At 51.6% G+C, this 17,726-nt stretch carries 23 protein-coding genes and 1 pseudogene; 14 read left to right on the top strand and 10 right to left on the bottom strand.

Annotated features, from left to right (window positions below):
* Positions 1-563: 563 nt before the first annotated feature.
* From C8P63_RS14385 to C8P63_RS14400, 4 genes are all read right to left on the bottom strand, one after another.
* On the bottom strand, positions 564-800 hold the full coding sequence (locus tag C8P63_RS14385) for a YitT family protein (protein ID WP_108025347.1): 237 nt from the start codon (positions 798-800) through the stop codon (positions 564-566).
* A gap of 90 nt (positions 801-890) precedes the next feature.
* On the bottom strand, positions 891-1,736 hold the full coding sequence (locus C8P63_RS14390) for a YitT family protein (RefSeq protein WP_108025348.1): 846 nt from the start codon (positions 1,734-1,736) through the stop codon (positions 891-893).
* A gap of 62 nt (positions 1,737-1,798) precedes the next feature.
* A complete protein-coding gene (locus C8P63_RS14395; RefSeq protein WP_108025349.1) occupies positions 1,799-2,125 on the bottom strand; it encodes a YnfA family protein in 327 nt (108 codons plus the stop codon).
* A gap of 11 nt (positions 2,126-2,136) precedes the next feature.
* The gene (locus C8P63_RS14400) at positions 2,137-2,328 is read right to left on the bottom strand and encodes an AbrB/MazE/SpoVT family DNA-binding domain-containing protein (RefSeq protein WP_108025350.1); all 192 of its coding nucleotides are present in this window, start codon (positions 2,326-2,328) and stop codon (positions 2,137-2,139) included.
* Between the two features lie 447 nt (positions 2,329-2,775).
* On the opposite strand from C8P63_RS14400, the gene C8P63_RS20080 reads away from it, so the two are divergent.
* Positions 2,776-3,327, top strand: a complete 552-nt coding sequence (locus C8P63_RS20080) for a molybdopterin-dependent oxidoreductase (protein ID WP_108025351.1) — start codon at positions 2,776-2,778, stop codon at positions 3,325-3,327.
* Positions 3,328-3,539: 212 nt separating this feature from the next.
* The gene (locus C8P63_RS14415) at positions 3,540-4,313 is read left to right on the top strand and encodes a four-helix bundle copper-binding protein (protein WP_483869523.1); all 774 of its coding nucleotides are present in this window, start codon (positions 3,540-3,542) and stop codon (positions 4,311-4,313) included.
* 193 nt (positions 4,314-4,506) lie between these two features.
* Here C8P63_RS14415 and C8P63_RS14420 read toward each other — a convergent pair whose 3' ends face one another.
* Positions 4,507-5,085: a transglutaminase-like domain-containing protein gene (locus C8P63_RS14420; protein ID WP_245920931.1), complete on the bottom strand. Its 579-nt coding sequence runs from the start codon at positions 5,083-5,085 to the stop codon at positions 4,507-4,509.
* A gap of 800 nt (positions 5,086-5,885) precedes the next feature.
* Entirely contained in the window at positions 5,886-6,257 is a 372-nt protein-coding gene (locus tag C8P63_RS20085) for a CocE/NonD family hydrolase (RefSeq protein ID WP_108025353.1), read from the bottom strand.
* A 29-nt stretch (positions 6,258-6,286) separates the two neighbouring features.
* Between C8P63_RS20085 and C8P63_RS14430 the strand changes: the two genes are divergently transcribed.
* The 6 genes from C8P63_RS14430 to C8P63_RS14450 all read left to right on the top strand — a co-directional run bounded on the left by C8P63_RS14430 (position 6,287) and on the right by C8P63_RS14450 (position 10,185).
* The gene (locus C8P63_RS14430) at positions 6,287-6,760 is read left to right on the top strand and encodes a hypothetical protein (RefSeq protein ID WP_108025354.1); all 474 of its coding nucleotides are present in this window, start codon (positions 6,287-6,289) and stop codon (positions 6,758-6,760) included.
* A 281-nt stretch (positions 6,761-7,041) separates the two neighbouring features.
* Positions 7,042-7,248 carry a hypothetical protein gene (locus C8P63_RS14435; RefSeq protein ID WP_108025355.1) on the top strand — a complete coding sequence of 69 codons (207 nt, stop codon included), beginning with the start codon at positions 7,042-7,044 and terminating at the stop codon, positions 7,246-7,248.
* Positions 7,245-7,811 carry a dienelactone hydrolase family protein gene (locus tag C8P63_RS14440; RefSeq protein WP_108025356.1) on the top strand — a complete coding sequence of 189 codons (567 nt, stop codon included), beginning with the start codon at positions 7,245-7,247 and terminating at the stop codon, positions 7,809-7,811. The genes C8P63_RS14435 and C8P63_RS14440 overlap by 4 nt, the downstream gene beginning before the upstream one ends.
* 204 nt (positions 7,812-8,015) lie before the next feature.
* Positions 8,016-8,381 (top strand): LD-carboxypeptidase, encoded by a 366-nt coding sequence (locus C8P63_RS19920; protein WP_425437315.1) that lies wholly within the window; start codon positions 8,016-8,018, stop codon positions 8,379-8,381.
* 131 nt (positions 8,382-8,512) lie between these two features.
* On the top strand, positions 8,513-9,115 hold the full coding sequence (locus tag C8P63_RS19925; protein WP_342748082.1) for a S66 peptidase family protein: 603 nt from the start codon (positions 8,513-8,515) through the stop codon (positions 9,113-9,115).
* Positions 9,116-9,612: 497 nt separating this feature from the next.
* Positions 9,613-10,185 (top strand): beta-class carbonic anhydrase, encoded by a 573-nt coding sequence (locus C8P63_RS14450; RefSeq protein WP_108025357.1) that lies wholly within the window; start codon positions 9,613-9,615, stop codon positions 10,183-10,185.
* A gap of 105 nt (positions 10,186-10,290) precedes the next feature.
* Here the strand turns inward: C8P63_RS14450 and C8P63_RS14455 are convergent, their stop codons facing one another.
* Complete coding sequence (locus C8P63_RS14455) at positions 10,291-11,280, bottom strand: stage II sporulation protein M (RefSeq protein ID WP_108025358.1); 990 nt, start codon at positions 11,278-11,280, stop codon at positions 10,291-10,293.
* Positions 11,281-11,339: 59 nt separating this feature from the next.
* Here C8P63_RS14455 and C8P63_RS14460 point away from each other — a divergent pair, with 59 nt between their 5' ends.
* The 5 genes and pseudogenes from C8P63_RS14460 (at position 11,340) to C8P63_RS14475 (ending at position 14,449) form a co-directional block, all read left to right on the top strand.
* Entirely contained in the window at positions 11,340-12,137 is a 798-nt protein-coding gene (locus C8P63_RS14460) for an RDD family protein (protein ID WP_170109678.1), read from the top strand.
* Positions 12,127-12,882 carry an SDR family oxidoreductase gene (locus C8P63_RS14465; RefSeq protein WP_108025360.1) on the top strand — a complete coding sequence of 252 codons (756 nt, stop codon included), beginning with the start codon at positions 12,127-12,129 and terminating at the stop codon, positions 12,880-12,882. The genes C8P63_RS14460 and C8P63_RS14465 overlap by 11 nt, the downstream gene beginning before the upstream one ends.
* Positions 12,834-13,253, top strand: a pseudogene (locus C8P63_RS14470) (DUF6886 family protein); the annotation flags it as partial. The gene C8P63_RS14465 and the pseudogene C8P63_RS14470, both read left to right, overlap by 49 nt.
* Positions 13,254-13,278: 25 nt before the next feature.
* Complete coding sequence (locus C8P63_RS20090; RefSeq protein WP_425437316.1) at positions 13,279-13,434, top strand: DUF6886 family protein; 156 nt, start codon at positions 13,279-13,281, stop codon at positions 13,432-13,434.
* A 22-nt stretch (positions 13,435-13,456) separates the two neighbouring features.
* A complete protein-coding gene (locus C8P63_RS14475) occupies positions 13,457-14,449 on the top strand; it encodes a quinone oxidoreductase family protein (protein ID WP_170109679.1) in 993 nt (330 codons plus the stop codon).
* 244 nt (positions 14,450-14,693) lie between these two features.
* On the opposite strand, the gene C8P63_RS14480 is transcribed toward C8P63_RS14475, so the two are convergent.
* On the bottom strand, positions 14,694-15,014 hold the full coding sequence (locus tag C8P63_RS14480) for an AzlD domain-containing protein (RefSeq protein ID WP_108025362.1): 321 nt from the start codon (positions 15,012-15,014) through the stop codon (positions 14,694-14,696).
* Positions 15,007-15,297 (bottom strand): hypothetical protein, encoded by a 291-nt coding sequence (locus tag C8P63_RS14485; RefSeq protein ID WP_211308288.1) that lies wholly within the window; start codon positions 15,295-15,297, stop codon positions 15,007-15,009. Before C8P63_RS14485 ends, C8P63_RS14480 begins: the two co-directional genes overlap by 8 nt.
* Positions 15,298-15,868: 571 nt before the next feature.
* Here C8P63_RS14485 and C8P63_RS14490 point away from each other — a divergent pair.
* Entirely contained in the window at positions 15,869-17,110 is a 1,242-nt protein-coding gene (locus C8P63_RS14490) for an MFS transporter (RefSeq protein WP_108025363.1), read from the top strand.
* Positions 17,111-17,213: 103 nt separating this feature from the next.
* Here the strand turns inward: C8P63_RS14490 and C8P63_RS14495 are convergent, their stop codons facing one another.
* A complete protein-coding gene (locus C8P63_RS14495; RefSeq protein ID WP_170109680.1) occupies positions 17,214-17,717 on the bottom strand; it encodes an ankyrin repeat domain-containing protein in 504 nt (167 codons plus the stop codon).
* Positions 17,718-17,726: the final 9 nt, after the last annotated feature.

Here is a 17,726-nt window from a genome sequence, read left to right on the forward strand (position 1 = left end):
CTCTGACAGAGTGGATTTAATCACAAGAAATCCAAACATGTTTGTATCACAAACAATTATATTTTAAACAACTGAGCAAATAATGAAGTAACAAACAAAGTGCTGAAACGTAAGGATTTCCTAAATATAGGCCGTTAAATTTCCAATATAAGCCCGTTTTATATTTTACCCAGGGGTAGAGAGATACCCTGATCTGATTCCCAAAATAATCTCTATTACAAGAAAGCAATTAATAGGGGTATAGTGGCCTTAGAAAATCATAATAAGAGGGGGGGAGAGGTAGCAAAGCTCGACTCAGGCACCATTCACCCATTAAATGGTAAAACGAATCGATTGGGTAGGATTTAGACTAAACACCAACCGGTGAGGTTGGCTTTTTTAGCGCTCAAGAAACCTTTTTTTCAGTCGGTCAAAGAAGGTTTCTTGTTTTTCTTGATCCTGTTTGGGTTTCTTCCCGGTTCCGCCACAATAAGCACAAGGAACTTCCATCGGTATCGGTAGCATCGTTTTTATCTTTCCTTTCCCCTTGCAGACAGGACAAGCCGCCATCGTCCCTCCACTTTCTAATGAATATTGCGCTTTTTAAAGCGTCCTCCCTTTACATCGTGAATATCTCCGATTGCTTTGTACCCCCAGAAGAAGAAGGGGAGGTTTAAGCAGAAAAGGAAAGCCCCCGAGGGGAGACCACTCAAGTAGGAAAGAATGATGGAGACCCCGACGATGTCGCCATCAATGATATGGTTCGGAACCAGAAAAATTTCCAGTCCCACAGCTACCAAGGACGATCCCAGCAGGATCATGATGCCTCGTTTCAGGATGCTACGCCATGTGAGTTTCTTGTGCTCTCTTTTCGGTACCAACGGACTCGTTCAACTCCATAAATGATCATTTCAGCCTTTGGGATACGGAAACAGGGATTTGTATTCGACGCCGGCGGTCTCCGCGACATACGACGCTTCCATAATCGCCCCAGGATCCGTTTCCAGCACCAGTTCTTTCAGCTTGGGATACTCGAAGCGGTCCACGATGCAATAAATGATTCGTTTTTCGTCTCCGGAGTATCCACCCTCTCCGCGAAGAAAGGTGAGGGAAACTTCCAGGTCATAAACCAGCCGTTTTCCCACTTCCTCCGGCTTCTCCGAGATGATCATCACGGATTTCGCCTGGTTCAAACCATCCATCACGAAATCGATCATTTTGGTCACGATGTAGAAAACCGCCAAGGAGAACATAGCTTTTTCCAGGGTGTAAACGAAAGCGGCAGCCGTGAAAATGACCGCGTTCAACGCCAGTAGAAAGGTGGTGATGGGGATGTGGAAGCGTTTGTGAAACCAAACGGCAAGCATCTCTGTTCCGTCAATCGCTCCTCCGGTTTTGACTACAAGGCCGATTCCCACTCCCAACAGAAGCCCTCCGTAGAGAACAATCAGAACTTCTGAAGTCGTGATGGCCGGGATCGGTTTAAACAGAATCAAACCAACGGTCGTAACTGCATTGGCATAAAGGGTGCGAATGACAAACCTTTTCCCGGTCACTCTGGCGGTGAACAGCAGAATCGGAAGATTCAGTCCGAGAAAGACCACCCAAAGCGGGATCTCCCAGAGCTTATTGGACATAATCGCAACGGCTGTCACTCCACCATCCACCAAGCCGTTGGGAGCCAAGATCAATTCCAATCCAACGGCGACAATGAACGAGCCCACGGTCAAGGAGAGGTATTCCCAAAATCGTTTCATTTTTCATCTCCTTTGTCACCTTCTGTCCTCCGGTTTTCAAATAAGGAACCACATCTTCTCTTTTAACTTCGAGGAGCCCAGAGCATGATAACGACTCCAAGCAGGCAAATGCCGGCGCCAATCCAATCGTACCGGTCAGGGGTCTTTTGGTCAATCCCCCAGCCCCACAGCACCGACAGCAAGATAAACACTCCGCCATAAGCAGCATAAACGCGACCGAAAGAAGGAAAGGCCTGAAAAGTGGCAATCACTCCGTACAGAAACAAAACCAATCCACCGATGAGTCCCCAAGTAGCTGACTTTCCTTCTCTGAGCCACAACCAGACGAGATAACCGCCTCCAATTTCGGCAAGTCCCGCAAGAAGAAATAACCCGATCGCTTTCAGCATGGTTTCCCGCCTTAATCCGGCTTTTGTTTGCCTTTCAGCTTCTGAATCTCATCAAAGGGGATCAGACCCACTTTGGTCACATAAACTCGACCATCCTCAATGCGATAGGTGATGTAATCCCCCTCACGAACATCCAAAAGATCTTGGACCTGTTTGGGTAGGGTCACCTGATTTTTTGAACTGATTCGATTGACGTGATGCATAAAATCCACCCCTTACAGGGATTTTTGGGATTCTTACTTTCTTACTACTATTTTATCATAAATTTCATCACATAAAGATTGAGCCCCCGACGAGATCGACGAGTGCTTTTGTTTTAGATGCTGATTATAGGGAAGCCTGCCCAGACGACTGCAAGGAAGGACTGGAATTCGCCCTGAAAGACGAACAGGAAACGGTAGACTTTTATCTTGATATCGCCGACAAAGCCAAAAACCGGCCATCCAAAAGCCTTCACCTGAGCGGCCCACGACGAACAAAACCACGCCGTCCGGGGACCACACACGTAACAAAGCAAAGGTTCTTTGTTTTTTAAACGTTCCTTAAAGGGGTCCTGCCAGATTTACCTTTGTTCGAATTTTTCAAATTACACCCTTTCTCTATGTCATAGAAATAAGGTGTACAGGAAACGAAGCGGAAGGAGCTTTTAGATGAGCAGGAGAAAGCGGCAGGTCCGTCCCTATCTCACCACCCGTTCCCTCCAACCAGAGAACCAGGAGACCCCGATCCGTTTTTTAAAAGAGGAAAGATCAGAATTCCTCTTTTTCCGAAGAAATCATTTTCCTTATCCCGATCCGGACATTCAGTTCCCGAGCCTTACAGTGGAGGGGGGTGTCCACTGTCCCCGAGTGTTTCACCCCGGAGAACTTTTGTCCATGCCCGCCCGTTCGCTGAAGGTGGTTCTGGAATGTTCGGGAAACCAGCGGACCCGATTCTATCCCCCTGTGTTCGGGGAACAATGGGAAGAAGGGGCGATCAGCCAAGGTATTTGGAGCGGGGTTCCCCTATCAGTTCTCTTGGAACGGACCGGATGGGCCAAAGAGGCCAAGGAAGTGGTCTTTGAAGGGATGGATCGGGGGAAGAGGACCGGCATGGATAGGATACCGAAAGGACCTCCAATCCCTCCGAATGGCCCGCCGACCCGCCAAAAACCCTCCAAATTCACAAAATTGACTTGTATATGGAGGATAAACAGGCACTAAGTTCACTTCTTTTTCCTGTTCATCCTTTTAATCGCATATTTCTGAGTACAAAAGTGGTTTCAGAAGAACTTCGGAGGTCGACAATTCCCTTGTGGGTCGAGCAGCGGATAAGAACGAATACCTCCCTATGGGCATAAAAATGTATAAATGACTTTCGCCCAGGAGGGATCATTATGTCCGTAACAACCAGTCATGCAAATGTAAGTGGTCATATGTCTTTAGTTCAGATCGTCCAGCATTGTCAGGTTGTCTGCGACCACATGGTCACCATGGTGGCTTCCATGCCCGATGCCGCCTTCCGCAGCAGACAACTCCGCTTGCTCCGGGATTGTGCCGACATCTGTGCGTTGACCGCCCAGATGCTGGCCCGATGCAGCTGTATCTCCAAACAAATGGCACTCCTCTGTGCCCACATTTGTGAACGATGCGGTCAGGAATGCATGAAATACCCGGACCCGCACTCCCAGCACTGCGCACAAGTCTGTCTACATTGCGCCTCTGTTTGTCGGGCCTATGCCAGTGGTTATGCAAATCGATTTAACCAAGAAGGCAATATAGAATTAATCGATTATGGAAGAAAACCGTTTGTTGTAAATATTAATAAAGCAGCTAAGCAAAATAATACGTTTCGTACCGCCTTATGGACAGGAGATCATTTACAAGTGACCGTGATGAGTATCGATGTTGGGGATGACATCGGTTTAGAGATTCATCCTACCGTTGATCAATTCTTACGTATTGAAGAAGGGCAAGGATTGGTTCAAATGGGTGATCGGAAAGATCAATTGGATTTTGAAGCAGAAGTTTATGATGATTATGCCATCATGGTACCTGCTGGTACATGGCACAATTTAATCAATACAGGGGATACACCACTGAAACTTTACTCGATTTATGCGCCACCTGAGCATCCTTTCGGTACTGTTCATAAAACGAAAGCAGACGCAATGAAAACTGAAGAAGGGGGTAGTCCGAGATACGTGTAATATATACAGTTTCAGATGGGGGTAAATGGTATATTCTGAGATGGACGTCCAAAGGCAGGTAACATATTCAAACACAAGGAGCGGATTCTTTATGTCTCACCCTTTATAAACATCTCCACGGTTCCCGATAACCCTTAACCGTACCGAAAAAAGAAAATTGTACGTTAAGAATTCCGGGTTTTTGGTCTAATACTTAGAGGTGTGTTGGTAAGTGATACTGATACATCTCAAGTGCGTTCATATGTTCTTTTAATACATTTGCTGTTTGCGGATTTGTATAAATTACGGGATAATCGATTTCTCCCAGTTCGGGTCGAACAGGGAAAGCCAATTTTTCCATATCAATTGAAAATTCCGCTTGCACACCGGGTTTATTCCCTCTGGCATCGAGGCGAATCCATTTCTCCGTAAAGTCAAGGTAAACCGCATTAAGACAATGGACTGCATAGCCTGTTTCCGGAGTCGAGCCCAAGGTTAACCGTTGATAACAAAATCCCGTCGGAATCCCCTGAGCCCTTAACAAAGCCGCAAGCAAATGGGACTTTGCGTAACAAATCCCTTCTCCATGTTGCAGAACTTCGGATGCTTTACAAGTTACTTTGGTACTTTGAATATCCCAAGAATGATGAATTTGGTCACGAACAAACTCGAATGTATACTTTATACAGTCTATCTCCGTCTGATGGGAGCTCGTTATTTCATCTGCCTTTTGTTGAATGTCATGGTGTAAATAATTGATTTCCTCTGATTCTTTAAGGTAGTCTTCCAACAAAGCGGATTGACATACGTTCCATACAGGTGCCTCCTTTCGAATAATTATTCAAATTATACTTATATTAATTCAAAGTGTAAACAGGTTATTCGAATGCCAAAACTCATCACAGAAAATACTTTCTGTGATGAGTTCGTCCGCTTTAACCCGCAAGTTTTCGTTACAATAGACATGAAACCGGCCAAATGAATTGCAAAAACTCGTAACGGAAATTTTTGAGGAGGGATATTCTCCTGAACGTGGTTCCCTGAAGAAGTGAGTAATTCATACAAAACCGATTCCTCACGTAACCGGTTTCTGAGCGTGCGGTATTTTTCATTTTGGATGGTAGGGCTGCTTAGCGTCCGTTTCCGTGTTTTAACGTCGGGACCCCGACATCGACTATGGGGGAGGGGAGCGACGAATCTATGATTTAAAACGGATTCTGGAGTCTCATTCGTAGATCGTTTTGTTTGACGGCATTCGGATGAAGGATAAACAGAGAACAGAGGTGATTGCCATTTTGGAGTGGGTATTGGAAAGAGGAACTAAAAAAAGTCCGATTCCAAAGGTCAAGATTCAATGGAAAAGTTTATCTTTCCACTATTATTTGAAGAATACTGTTTGCGACGAAAGTCGCCTTGGAACCGGACGGAGAAGATCCCGTCAGAGCAATAGTAAGTTTTGTCCTTCTATTGTGATAACATCAGGTGGGAGAGGAAGCAAAATGAAAAGATCGATCGGCTTATCCGAAAAGGGAAAATCGAAAGGCGCCGATGAGCGTCTATTTTTTTGAGCGTCCCGAAGGCCAACGCTCTTGGTTAGGCTTTCTTTTTTCGTTCTACAACCACAGAATACACCAGCTCCCGGCCGCCGTAGACCTGGCATCCCGAGGAATTGCGCGTTCCCCGCATGTCCAGCATGGCGACCGCATAGCCCCTGGGTACGAAATACTCGTCATACCACTCGGAGGGAGCCCAAGGCTCCGGCGTGGTAGTCAGGGTTTCGTCCCAGGGAGTCTTCCGTTCGTGTTTGTAGCCCCGGCCCAAGGTGTTGTAATAGGGAGACGAAAAGAAAATCGTCGGTACGACTCCTTCGTCTTCGGCCGAATGATGTCCAGGGCCAGCTGGGTCTTCCCATCCCGGGCTGTCAACATCGTTTTCTCCACAACAATCAGCAACTTTGTATTTGATTCATACGTCTAAATAGGGGGAGAGTGATTATGAAGAACCTCGTCCTGATACTCATGGTTGTGGCACTAATTATTGGTTGTGTCCCATTCATTCAAAAGGACGCCAATCCGCCAAAGCCTGGCAACCCACAGTGGAAGGCCGTTGTCTTTCCGAAAAAATACGAAGAGAGAGGGCGTTTTTTTGAAACAGCTTATCAAAAAAGTAAAATCAGCGGAGAATGTACCCTCGATCGAGAGGGAATGGATCAAAGAAAGAAGGAGGTGTTTAGGAATTCACCTCCGAAAAAGGGATATGATCGTGTGGCATGGCTCATGGTGATTTGCAAGGAGGGAGGCAAACATTCATATGTTGACTATATTCCATCCTCCAAGAATCAAGCAGCGGAAAAATGGCTTCAAAAAGAGTTGAAGAAATACCCGGACGGACAGGTAGTGAACATTGTCGTTGGAATAAAAAATATAAAGGGAGAGCATATAGACCGATTAGAGGAAAATAAAAAGTGAGCAAACCGACCATTTGTAAACGATCTCAATCCATCGGCGTCCTTGAGTATCATGACCGGCCACTCCCATCACAGAGACGGGTAGCGTGATGTAGTGGCCACGTGTGCAGAAGGAACGATCCCAATCCTCCTCAGGTAAATCCCTGAAGACAACAACAATGAGTTCAGACCGAGTCTCCAAATACTCCGGCCTTTCCACTCTTGGGGTCGATCTTCACCGGGACCATTTCCCCTCGCCAATCATTATCAGTAAAATCAGAATTGATCGAGGAGGTCGAAAAGATGAATGTATCAGCAAAACAGTATGACTGGATTCGTTGGACCATGGAGACGGCGGTTCGCTGCACGCTCCGGGACGTCCGTATCCCGGCCGACCAGGCCGACGAGTTCACCCGGCTCCCACCCTCCGGCGACGTCGTGCACGGCTTCACCGCCGCGGCCTACCCCACAGAACAGCCTCACTTCCCCGACCGGAAGGACCCGTCATGACCGACGTCATCGAGTTCCACCACGCTCAGGGACGGACGCCCGGCGTCCTCGCCTTCGCCGACACGCTCCGCGCCGCCGGCCACCCGGTCGCGGTCCCGGACCTCTACGACGGAGCAACCTTCGACTCGCTCCAGGCAGGCGTCGACCACGCAGAGCAGGTCGGCTTCGACGAGATCATCGCCCGCGGCGTCACGGCCGCCGAAGACCTGCCGCCCGAGACGGTTTACATCGGGTTCTCGCTCGGCGTCATGCCTGCACAGAAGCTGGTGCAGACACGCACCGGCGCGAAGGCAGCCCTACTGATCCACTCCTGCGTGCCGACCGACCACTTCGGCTGCCCGTGGCCGCAGGACGTCCCGCTCCAGATCCACACCATGGACGGTGACGAGTGGGGCGACGTCGACATCGTTCACCAGCTCGCAGAGACCATCGACACCGCGGAGCTGTTTCTCTATCCCGGCGATCGACACCTCTTCACAGACAGCAGCCTGCCCGACTACGACCAGAGCGCCGCGGCGCTGCTCACGCAACGCGTGCTGGACTTCCTCGACCGCGTCGGATAGTTCCAGCAACCCCCGGTCGCTGACCACCGTGGAGGAACCCACATGGCACGTTTCAATGTCGCGAACCGGGGAACGCCCCGTCGAGTCCATCCCGGACAGGAAGAGGCAACACCTCTGTGGCTCTACACCCAGCCTGCCCCATGACAGCGGGATCAAACGGATCGTTTCTCTATGGATTATCAAAACCACCAAACGGAGGGAACCATGCATTCTTTCATTCGTTATCCCAAGCCCCTGCGAACGGGAGATAAAATCGCTGTAACCGCACCATCCAGTGGAGTGGAGGAATCGCTCCACGTGCTGCTCCGAGAAGCAAAAGATCGTGTGACCCAGGCAGGTTTTACCGTGATCGAAGGGTCAACTATCTGGAACCAGTGCAAGGGAGCCAGTGCTCCGAAGGAAGAGCGGGCAAAGGAGCTGATGGGGTTTCTTTCCGATCCCTCCATCAACACGATCATACCGCCTTGGGGCGGGGAGTTTTTGATTGATCTCTTGCCTTTAATCGACGGAAAGAGATACGGTCCCTTTCACCAAAATGGATCCTGGGATATTCGGACATCAGCACGCTGACCTTTGTGTTCACCCTGAACACCAGCGTGGCCACCGCCCATGGTACCAATTACTGTGATTTACGCGCTTCCGAGTGGGACCCTCTGACCAGGCGATGGACTGACGTTCTCGGGACAGAAGTTGGTGGGAATGTGGTACAGCATTCTTCGGAAAATTATCAGTCTTCCTGGGAACAAGCTTTTCAACATCCGGGAACCGGCTTTCACTTGGACACCCCCACACAGTGGAAAGTCCTCGGGAAAAGAAACTCTGTCACCGTCTCCGGAAGGTTGATCGGCGGCTGTCTGGAAACCTTGGCCTCATTGGCCGGCACCCCCTATGCCCCCGTCCATTCCTTCGCCGAAAAATTTGCCGATGAGGGCATCCTCTGGTATCTGGAGAGCGCAGAGTCCTCTGCCGGCGAAATCTACCGCGCCCTCTGGACCTTGCGAGAAAACGGCTGGTTCCGATACACACAGGGGGTATTGTTTGGACGCCCAGGAGGGTACCGGGAGACGAAGGATTTTGATCGAGTAGACGCCCTTCACACTGCTTTCGGCCCGTTGCATGTTCCGGTCATCTATGATGTGGACATCGGACACGTCCCGCCCCAACTGACCTTGGTCAACGGGTCCTTTGCAAACAATCCTTTGTATAGAAGCACAGGATCGACTCCCCTCGCGGAGAAACTCTGGACAGGAAACCTTCATGGGACGAGGGGCATCCCCCTTAACGGACCTTATTCTGGATTTTGAGGGAGCGGTTGACCGAGAAGAATTAATCTTCACGGCCGGAATTCTTGCTGAAGCACTACACGGGACACCAGCCACAAAGTCAAAAAAACAGGGTGAGACTGACCATGGCACGGTTTTGATTTCTTAGATACTTTTCATATGGAGGTTGCCAGTAACGCTAATTCCAGTTTTCAGTTCCACTGTTCTCCAACCCCAAAAACCTCTCAAGCGGAATGGATCATATTATTACAAACGAGTCTGCAATACAAACCTTTCTTTAAAAAATCGAATTCATTTTCCAAACCAGAAACATCCCCTGCAGCCGAAATAACCCCTGCATTGCTTCCAATATCCCATCTTCATATAATAAAGCAGTCCTGTCTTCAAAGTTTTTATTAAAACGGTCAGGTAACCGTTTTAATAAAAATGATTCGGACATTGGGGTTTTTCGTCTCCGGTTCGGCCGGTTTTTCGTTTAAAATAAGAAAAACAGGCACAGATGCAGGGAGGGAAAACATATCAGCTTGTTAAATGAAATCCTGGAACATAACCGTACATTCGTCGAAAACCAACAGTACGAACCCTACCGGACCACCAAATTCCCGGACAAAAAACTGGTGATCCTGTCCTGCATGGACACCCGTTTGACTCAACTGCTGCCCGAAGCGATGAATCTGAGAAACGGGGACGCCAAGATCATCAAGAACGCCGGGGCGATCATCTCCGACCCCTTCGACAACATTACACGCAGCCTGTTCGTCGCCATCTATGAACTGGGAGCGGAGGAAGTCTGCGTGGTGGGTCACCACGATTGTGGCATGGCCGGGATCCAGCCGGCACGAACGGTGGAGAAGATGACGGACCGGGGGGTTCCCCGTTCCGTCATTGATACCCTGGAACGGTCGGGGATCCGGTTGGAAACGTGGTTGCAAGGATTTGACTCCGTGGAGGAGAGCGTCCAAAAGAGTGCAGCGATCCTCCGAAACCACCCGCTGCTCCCGGAAGGCGTGCCGGTGCACGGGCTGGTCATCCACCCTGAGACGGGCAAGCTCGATCTGGTGACGGAGGGTTATGGGAAGAGGGGTCTCTGATCGATCCATCGTTCATCCGGAGAAAACCGGCTCTCTCGGAGAGAGGCCGGTTTTCCTTTCTTTTCCCTTTTTTTCGTATTTTTCGGTTACAATGAAAGAGGTCCATCAACGAACCAACGGGGCATGAGACCGCCGACGGACCAGGACGAAAGCGGGCCGTCCGAAGTAGAGGAACAAGGCCGTCAGGGTGGCGAGGGCGATTCCATATTTCGTCCAAAGCGGCCATGGAGCCGGGGTGATAAAACCTTCGATCAAACCTGCGACGATAAACATGGGAATCACACCGAGCACCAACTGGACCGTCACCTTTCCTTCCCGTTTAAAGGACTCCAGACGGGTCAACTCTCCGGGAACCCAGAACGCATAGGCGAGGGAGAGTCCGGCTGCCCCGGCGATGAAGATGGCGGCTAGCTCAATCACTCCGTGGGGCCAGATGTAAGCCCAGAAAGAATAAGCTTCGCCGGCCCGGTGGAACAGAGCGGCCAGACTGCCGATCAGAAGCCCGTTCATAAACAGCACCCAGACGGTTCCGACTCCCAATAACGCTCCCAAGGCGAAGCAAAGAAAAGCGACCCGGATATTATTGGTCATGATCTGACCGGAGACAATCGCATGATCCCACTGGTTCCCGTTCTGAATCCCTTTCGGATCGACCTCGGCCAAGCCGGGGGGGAGGAAGGCGTTCGCATTGGCGGGATCCACCCAAGTCAGACCGAAGGAGAGGCCGGCTCCCGCCGCAAAAAGGAGCAAAGAGATCAGGAAAAAGGGAGCCCGTTCATGGAACAGTACCGGGAAACGCCGGGTGAAGAAGCGAAGTCCCTCCTTCAGGTCTCCTTTGGCGTTGGTGGCGTAAATCGTCTGATGGGCCCGGCCGACCAGACCGTTCAGGTAAGATACGACGGGCTGGTCGGGAAAATACGTCTGCGCGTAGGCCAGATGAGCCGCCGTTCTTCGGTAGGTATGGCCGAGCTCGTCCAATTCTTCCCTTCCGGCCCGACGGGAGCGGCAACGTCGGATGAGTTCCTCCAACCGGTCCCATTCCGGTTGATGTTTTTGGATAAAATGGGTCCATCGATGGGCGGATTGGGTGAGCATTCGATTGGTTTCACCTCCGCGTCCATTGTATCATGAAGCCTTTTCAAAGGAGTGATTCCATGGAAAACCGGGTTTCGGTGACCACTCCCGAACACGTAAAACTGGATTTTCACACTGCAGGGATTGGCAGCCGGGCCGTCTCCCTTTTGATCGACTGGCTGATCCTGGGGGTCGTCAACGGCACCCTCCTGGTATTTGCCATCCTTTTTTCCCTGTATTCCACAGGTGTGGGAACTCCATTCTGGTCTTCGGTCACCATCGGCATCTTTCTGTTTCAGTTTTTCTTTCTTCCGCTTTGTTACTATACCTTGACCGAATACTTTCTGAACGGGCAAACCTTGGGCAAAAAAGCGATGGGCCTCACGGTGGTGACTGACCGGGGGACCGCCCCGGGTTTTCTGGCCATCGTGTTGCGAAACCTGCTTCGAATCGTCGACACGCTGCCTCTTCTTTACCTGACCGGGGTCCTGACTGTTTTTATCAACGGGAAGGAAAAGCGGTTGGGAGACCTGGCCGCGGGCACGATGGTGGTTCACAGAGACCCGGGCCGGATTCCCCGAATCCAACCGCTTTATCGGCACGAAGCCCCGGTCTTCACCTCCGGGGAATTGATCGGGATGAAAGATGCGGAATGGGCGCTTTTGGGCCATTTTCTGGCCGGAAGGGAAGAGATGTTCCCGGAAGCCCGGAGGGAGATCGCCCGAAAGTTGGCCCTCTCGTTCCTGCCCGAGGGAAAGGCAGAAGAAGGCCGGGAAGAATTTTATCTGGAGGCCGCCTATTTGCAGCGAAATGAACGGGGCGCTCCCGCCTCTCACGGACGACAAACGGAGGCAGGGGAGGTTTTCCATGGAGTCTAAGCAAAACCGGGATTCCGCCCTGGTGACCGGCGCCGGCCGGTTGAAGGGGATCGGAGCGGCGATCTGCCGGGCATTGGCCGAAGGAGGCGCCGATATATGGTTCACCTGCCGGCCGGGCCCCGAAGAAGAGGAAGCGGAAAAGCTGAAACGGGAATTGAGGGAAAAAGGAATCCGCGCCCGCTTTTCCCCGCTCGATCTTTCTGATCCCTCCGCTCCCATGAAACTGCTGGACGAGGTGGAAAGTACGTGGCATCTTCCCCGGGTCCTGGTGAACAATGCCGCCCATTCCGTACGGGACGTCTCCTTCGACACGCTGGATGCGGAAGTGCTGGACGTCCATTACGCGGTCAACCTTCGGGCGCCCCTGCTTCTGAGTGCAGCATTCGTCAAACGGTGCGAAGCCGGCCGGGGCGGGCGCATCATTTCCATGACCTCGGGTCAGTCCCTCGGCCCGATGCCGGGGGAGCTGGCCTATGCCGCGACGAAAGGGGGAATGGATGCCTTCACCCGTACACTGGCGGCGGAGGCGGCTCCCAAGGGAATCACGGTGAATGCGGTCAACCCCGGACCGACGGACACCGGCTGGATGACAGACGAGATTCGGAAGGAACTCCTGCCCCGATTCCCGATGGGCCGCCCGGGTGAACCCGTGGACGCCGCGCGTCTGATCGCGTTTTTGGCAAGCCGGGAAGCGCAATGGATCACGGGACAAATCCTGCACTCGGAAGGGGGCTTTCTTCGTTGAAGCCGGCGTATTTGTACCATTTCAGCGACGAACCGGAGATCCGGGTTTTTCATCCCCGGTCCCATCCCCGTCATCCCGACCGTCCTCCTTCCGTCTGGGCCATCGACGGTGCCCGGGAAGCCCACTACTGGTTTCCCCGGAATTGCCCCCGGGTGATTTTCTGGCCCAAACCGGACAGCCGGCGGGAAGAGGTGGAGATGTTGATGGGCCCCTCACCGGCGCCGAAGGTAATCGCGATGGAAAGCAGGTGGCTCCCCCGCATCGGGAAACATCGACTTTATCGTTACAAACTGCCGGCGTCTTCTTTTCGTCTCTTCGACTCCACCGCCGGGTACTGGGTATCGGAGAAGAGCGTTCAGCCTGCCGGGGTGGAGGAGATCCCCGAGTTTGGAGCGATTGGCGTCAACGGGGGCGGAAGTTCGGTTCCTTCCCCGGTTCCTCCCGCTGGCGAAAGCGGTGGCGGCGTCCACTCTCAACTTTTCCATGATTCGATTGGGCAACGCCCATTCATCTCCCTCGGGTCACGTTTCCTGTGATAAGATGGAACCGTAGACACAGCCAGGAGGGGATCCCAGTGAAAGCAGTCGTCCATCATCAACCCGAAGGCTTTGACGGACTGAAAGTGACGGCAATGGAGGAGCCGACCCCGGGTCCCGGCGAAGTGACGGTGGCCCTGAAGGCTTCCGGTCTGAATCACCGGGACATTTGGACTCTGTTCCGCAAGCGGGAGTCGTCCGATCCGGTCATCCTCGGCTCCGACGGAGCAGGGGTGGTGAAAGCCGTCGGCGAAGGGGTCGAGTCATTCCGGGTGGGACAGGAAGTGGTGATCAACCCCAGTCTCGGCTGGCCTGTTAAAAGTGAAGCCCCGCCGGCCGGATTCGAAATCCTGGGGGCGCCCACCCACGGAACCTTCGCGGAGGAAATCCGCATCCGGGCGGAAAACGTGGAACCGAAGCCGACCCACCTGACCTGGGCGGAAGCCGGTGTACTTCCCCTGGCCGCCCTGACGGCATACCGGGCTCTCTTCACCCGCGGCCAGGTGAAAGAAGGGGAACATCTCCTGATCCCGGGCATCGGCAGCGGGGTGGCCACCTTTCTCCTGCAGATGGCCAAGGCGGCGGGAGCCCGGGTGACCGTCACTTCCCGAAGCGAAGAAAAACGAAAGCAAGCCCTGGAGCTGGGAGCCGACGCGGCCATTGACAGCCACGGGGACTGGGCGGAGCAAATGAAGGGCGAACAGGTGGACCTGGTGATCGACAGCGTGGGACCGGCCACCTTTGACCAGTGCCTCGACCGCCTCCGCCCCGGGGGGAGACTGGTCAACTTCGGTGAAACCAGCGGCAAAACCGTGGAGATCCCTCTTCGCCCCTTTTTCTTCGGCCAGTTCACCCTGATGGGAACCACCATGGGAAGCACCGAAGAGTTTCGCGAGATGCTCCGCTTTGTCTCGGAGCACCGGATCCGCCCGGTGATGGACCGGACATACCCGCTGTCAGAAGCCCGACAAGCCTTTCTCCGAATGGAGGAGGGGAAACAGTTCGGTAAAATCGGTTTTGAAAATGCCTGATCATCGATCGAGCGGTGGTGGGGGGCTTAACCGGAACCTTGCCGTCCCGATTCCTCAGCACTCAAAAGTCAAACACCGGCCCCGTTATCATAAATGGGGTCGGTGTTTTGTATCTGACAGGGGGGTACGGCGGAATCAGGGGCCGCTATTGTACAGGGATGAAAAAGGGATGGTTGCTTTGTTTATCCTGCCTTTGTTGTTGACTGGATGACAGAAAACCAAATCGGTGATATCTATTCCCAATTTAACTTATTAAAAAATAACGGGCTAACAATCCAATCATGATTCCAATCACAACAGAAGGAAGGAATATTTTGATTATCTTCATTGTAATGGCTGTGGAAAGACAGCCGATAAGAACCGGATATGAAATATCCAGATGTCCTTCCGTGGGTACTAAGATTTGTTTGATGATCAGTGCCGATATAATTGCAACAGGGACATAATTAAAATATATACGAAAGGCAGAACCCATCTTTCGTCGTGCCATTATTTCGACTCCGATGATTCGTGATACATAGGTGGAAACGGATAGTAATCCGATTAGAATCCACTCATTAAGCATCTTGGGACCCCCTCTTCAGATAAAGACCCACCAGCGGTGACAAAACACCCGTAAGAATAATCGTAAATACATTACCCGGTATTAAATATTCGAGCCCCATCGCGATTACTGCAGCAGTGAGTGCTGTAGCAATCACGGGACTTTCTTTAAGACCGGGGATCAGAAGAGCTACAAAAGTAACCGGAAACGCCAGGTCCAATCCCCATTTTCCAGGATCGATTTGATTTCCAATCAAAGCTCCAATGAGCGAAGAGAATACCCAAGCGATATAGAAAGTACCCACAACGATCCCAAAATAAAGAGGGTCGGGTCCATATTTTTTAAACCTTGAACTAAAACAATATGTAACAAAACATTAACGAGCAAAACGATTCATACAGATCAAACTTCTTCCGGGCGAATTCGGTACCGGGAACGAAAGCCAACCTCGGAGGTAATCCGTGTCGTTTAAAATAAGCACTGAATCGAAAAATGCTATTGGTATCCCTTTGTGTACTTTTCGGAAGGTTTGATATAAGATAATGTCGTACCATGCCAACCCGACCGAGATCTCACCCGCGGTCGGAAATGAGGGATTATCCTTGCCAGCCGTGATTTTAAACTGACCAAACAAAAGAAGACGGCATAAGAGACCGCCAAAGCGAAAAAACCTGTTATTTTACAGGTTTCTTTTCTGTGCCGTTTTCCGGGTTTCGTTTAAGAGCATGGGTGGCTTCCCGTCCCTAAGATCACCGGCCTTTACGGGCTGTGCGGTTTTTATGTCAGGACAGGAAGGGGTCTTCCTGTCCTTTTTGTCTTGGGAATGGCCTGCCTGTGTTCATCATCGACCGAACACAGAAGGGATGAAAATATAAATGGATCGACGCATGTTCGCTTATCATATGTACCTTGTGTATATGGGTGCCACGGCTTTTTTATTCGCTGTGTATTCCACCGCAGCTTCCGTTTACCGAATTCAAGAAGTGGGGTTGGATGCCGTTCAGCTTCTGTGGATCGGGTTCGCGTTGGAAGTGAGCTGTTTTCTCTTTGAAATCCCCACCGGGGTGGTGGCGGATCTGTACAGCCGGAAGCGCTCGATGGCCATCGGCTTGTTGTTGACGGGATGTGGATTCCTGTTGGAGGGAAGCGTCCCCCTCTTTGGTGCTGTGTTGGGGGCTCAGGTTTTGTGGGGAGTCGGATACACATTTCTCAGCGGCGCTGATCAGGCTTGGATCGCCGATGAGCGGGGTGGCGACGGGATGGAAGGACTCTATCTGCGCGGGGCCCAAGTCGCTCAGTTTCTCACTTTGGCCGGCATGGCTGCAGGAACGGGATTGGCCTCTTATGATCTTTCCTTTCCGCTGCAGGTCTCGGGGGTCATGTATTTTGCACTGGCGTTATTTGTTTGGCTCGGCTTTCCCGAGAACAGGTTCACTCCTTCCGATTCCCGGGAGGAAAACACTTGGAGGGCCATGTGGGGGACATTTTTCCTTGGCGTCAAGGCGGTACGAGCCAGTACCGTTCTGGTCGTCATCCTTGGGATCAGCCTTTTCAGCGGATTGTACAGCGAGGGGTTTGATCGCCTGTACACTCTGCATCTGCTGGAGAACTTCCGGTTTCCTGGTTTCATCGATATTCCGGATGTCGTCTGGATCGGCGGAATCAACGCCGTTGCCATGGTCCTGAACATTATCGCGGTGGAATGGATCCAACGCCGATTCCAAAAGACCGGACGACTGGAAAAAGTGGCCGTGTTATTGGTCATTAACAGCCTGATGACAGGATCCATCTTCGCCTTCGCCGTAACCGGGGAATTTTGGATGGCCTTGGCTGCCTACTGGATCACCTATATTCTCCGAGGGACCAATCAGCCAATCTACAACGCATGGATCCATGAACAGATCCGGGAATCCCACCTACGGGCCACCATTCTCTCCACCCAAGGTCAGATTCACGCCCTCGGGGAAATTCTGGGCGGCCCCCTGGTGGGAGCCATTGTCTGGAGAAGCTCTGCCGTATTCGGCCTGATTGCCTCCAGTATCATCTTGGCCCCGGTCGTTCTTCTTTACCTGATGGTCTGGAGAGAGCGAAAGGGGAAGAGTTTCATGAAGATGTAACCATCAAACGCACTCCGGTAAAGGTGATATGGGCGGGGGCCTTGTCTTCATGTGGTTTGCTTCGGGATGGTTGCTCACCGTACAAGGGGCAGAACCAGCAATACTACGAAATCAGCAATACATCCAATAATCGTTTCGCCAAGGATTTGTGACCTTTTTTTTCGGCCAAAATCAAAGGTGTTTCTCCTGAATTATTTTTCAGCTTAGGATTAGCCCCACGTTCAAGTAGAATGTCAACGATTTCATCTGCCCCATGAGCTGCCGCATGGTGTAAGGGACTCCATCCAGCGCTGTCTTGAACCGAAATGTCACTATTTGCATCGATCAGCATTTTGGCTATTTCCGTTCGCTGACCCGCCAAGGCGGCGTGCAAAGGAAGATTTTTCATCGCATTTTTGGAAAGCACATTCACTTCCGCCCCTTGATCTAAGAGGAGTCGTGCTACTTTTTGATGTCCGAAGAAGGAAGCGAGGTGCAAAGCGGTCCATCCATCCTCACTGTGGACATCAAGTAGTTCAAAATCTTTCTCCAAGTTTTCTTTTACAGCATGGACATCTCCCACGGCCGCCGCTTCGTACAGATTAAGACGCGCACCTTGGTCAACCAATAGCTGTGT

It is taken from the genome of Melghirimyces profundicolus (assembly GCF_003054245.1).
Taxonomy (GTDB): Bacteria; Bacillota; Bacilli; order Thermoactinomycetales; family DSM-45169; genus Melghirimyces; species Melghirimyces profundicolus.

What these genes read in the sequence shown, in the direction of transcription:
- C8P63_RS14490 (WP_108025363.1), top strand. Translation starts at nt 15,869, where the DNA reads ATGGATCGACGCATGTTCGCTTATCATATGTACCTTGTGTATATGGGT.
- C8P63_RS14455 (WP_108025358.1), bottom strand. Translation starts at nt 11,280, where the DNA reads ATGCTCACCCAATCCGCCCATCGATGGACCCATTTTATCCAAAAACAT.
- C8P63_RS20080 (WP_108025351.1), top strand. Translation starts at nt 2,776, where the DNA reads ATGAGCAGGAGAAAGCGGCAGGTCCGTCCCTATCTCACCACCCGTTCC.
- C8P63_RS14390 (WP_108025348.1), bottom strand. Translation starts at nt 1,736, where the DNA reads ATGAAACGATTTTGGGAATACCTCTCCTTGACCGTGGGCTCGTTCATT.
- C8P63_RS14395 (WP_108025349.1), bottom strand. Translation starts at nt 2,125, where the DNA reads ATGCTGAAAGCGATCGGGTTATTTCTTCTTGCGGGACTTGCCGAAATT.
- C8P63_RS14415 (WP_483869523.1), top strand. Translation starts at nt 3,540, where the DNA reads ATGTCTTTAGTTCAGATCGTCCAGCATTGTCAGGTTGTCTGCGACCAC.
- C8P63_RS14440 (WP_108025356.1), top strand. Translation starts at nt 7,245, where the DNA reads ATGACCGACGTCATCGAGTTCCACCACGCTCAGGGACGGACGCCCGGC.
- C8P63_RS14460 (WP_170109678.1), top strand. Translation starts at nt 11,340, where the DNA reads ATGGAAAACCGGGTTTCGGTGACCACTCCCGAACACGTAAAACTGGAT.
- C8P63_RS14465 (WP_108025360.1), top strand. Translation starts at nt 12,127, where the DNA reads ATGGAGTCTAAGCAAAACCGGGATTCCGCCCTGGTGACCGGCGCCGGC.
- C8P63_RS14480 (WP_108025362.1), bottom strand. Translation starts at nt 15,014, where the DNA reads ATGCTTAATGAGTGGATTCTAATCGGATTACTATCCGTTTCCACCTAT.
- C8P63_RS14385 (WP_108025347.1), bottom strand. Translation starts at nt 800, where the DNA reads ATGATCCTGCTGGGATCGTCCTTGGTAGCTGTGGGACTGGAAATTTTT.
- C8P63_RS14430 (WP_108025354.1), top strand. Translation starts at nt 6,287, where the DNA reads ATGAAGAACCTCGTCCTGATACTCATGGTTGTGGCACTAATTATTGGT.
- C8P63_RS14400 (WP_108025350.1), bottom strand. Translation starts at nt 2,328, where the DNA reads ATGCATCACGTCAATCGAATCAGTTCAAAAAATCAGGTGACCCTACCC.
- C8P63_RS19920 (WP_425437315.1), top strand. Translation starts at nt 8,016, where the DNA reads ATGCATTCTTTCATTCGTTATCCCAAGCCCCTGCGAACGGGAGATAAA.
- C8P63_RS14435 (WP_108025355.1), top strand. Translation starts at nt 7,042, where the DNA reads ATGAATGTATCAGCAAAACAGTATGACTGGATTCGTTGGACCATGGAG.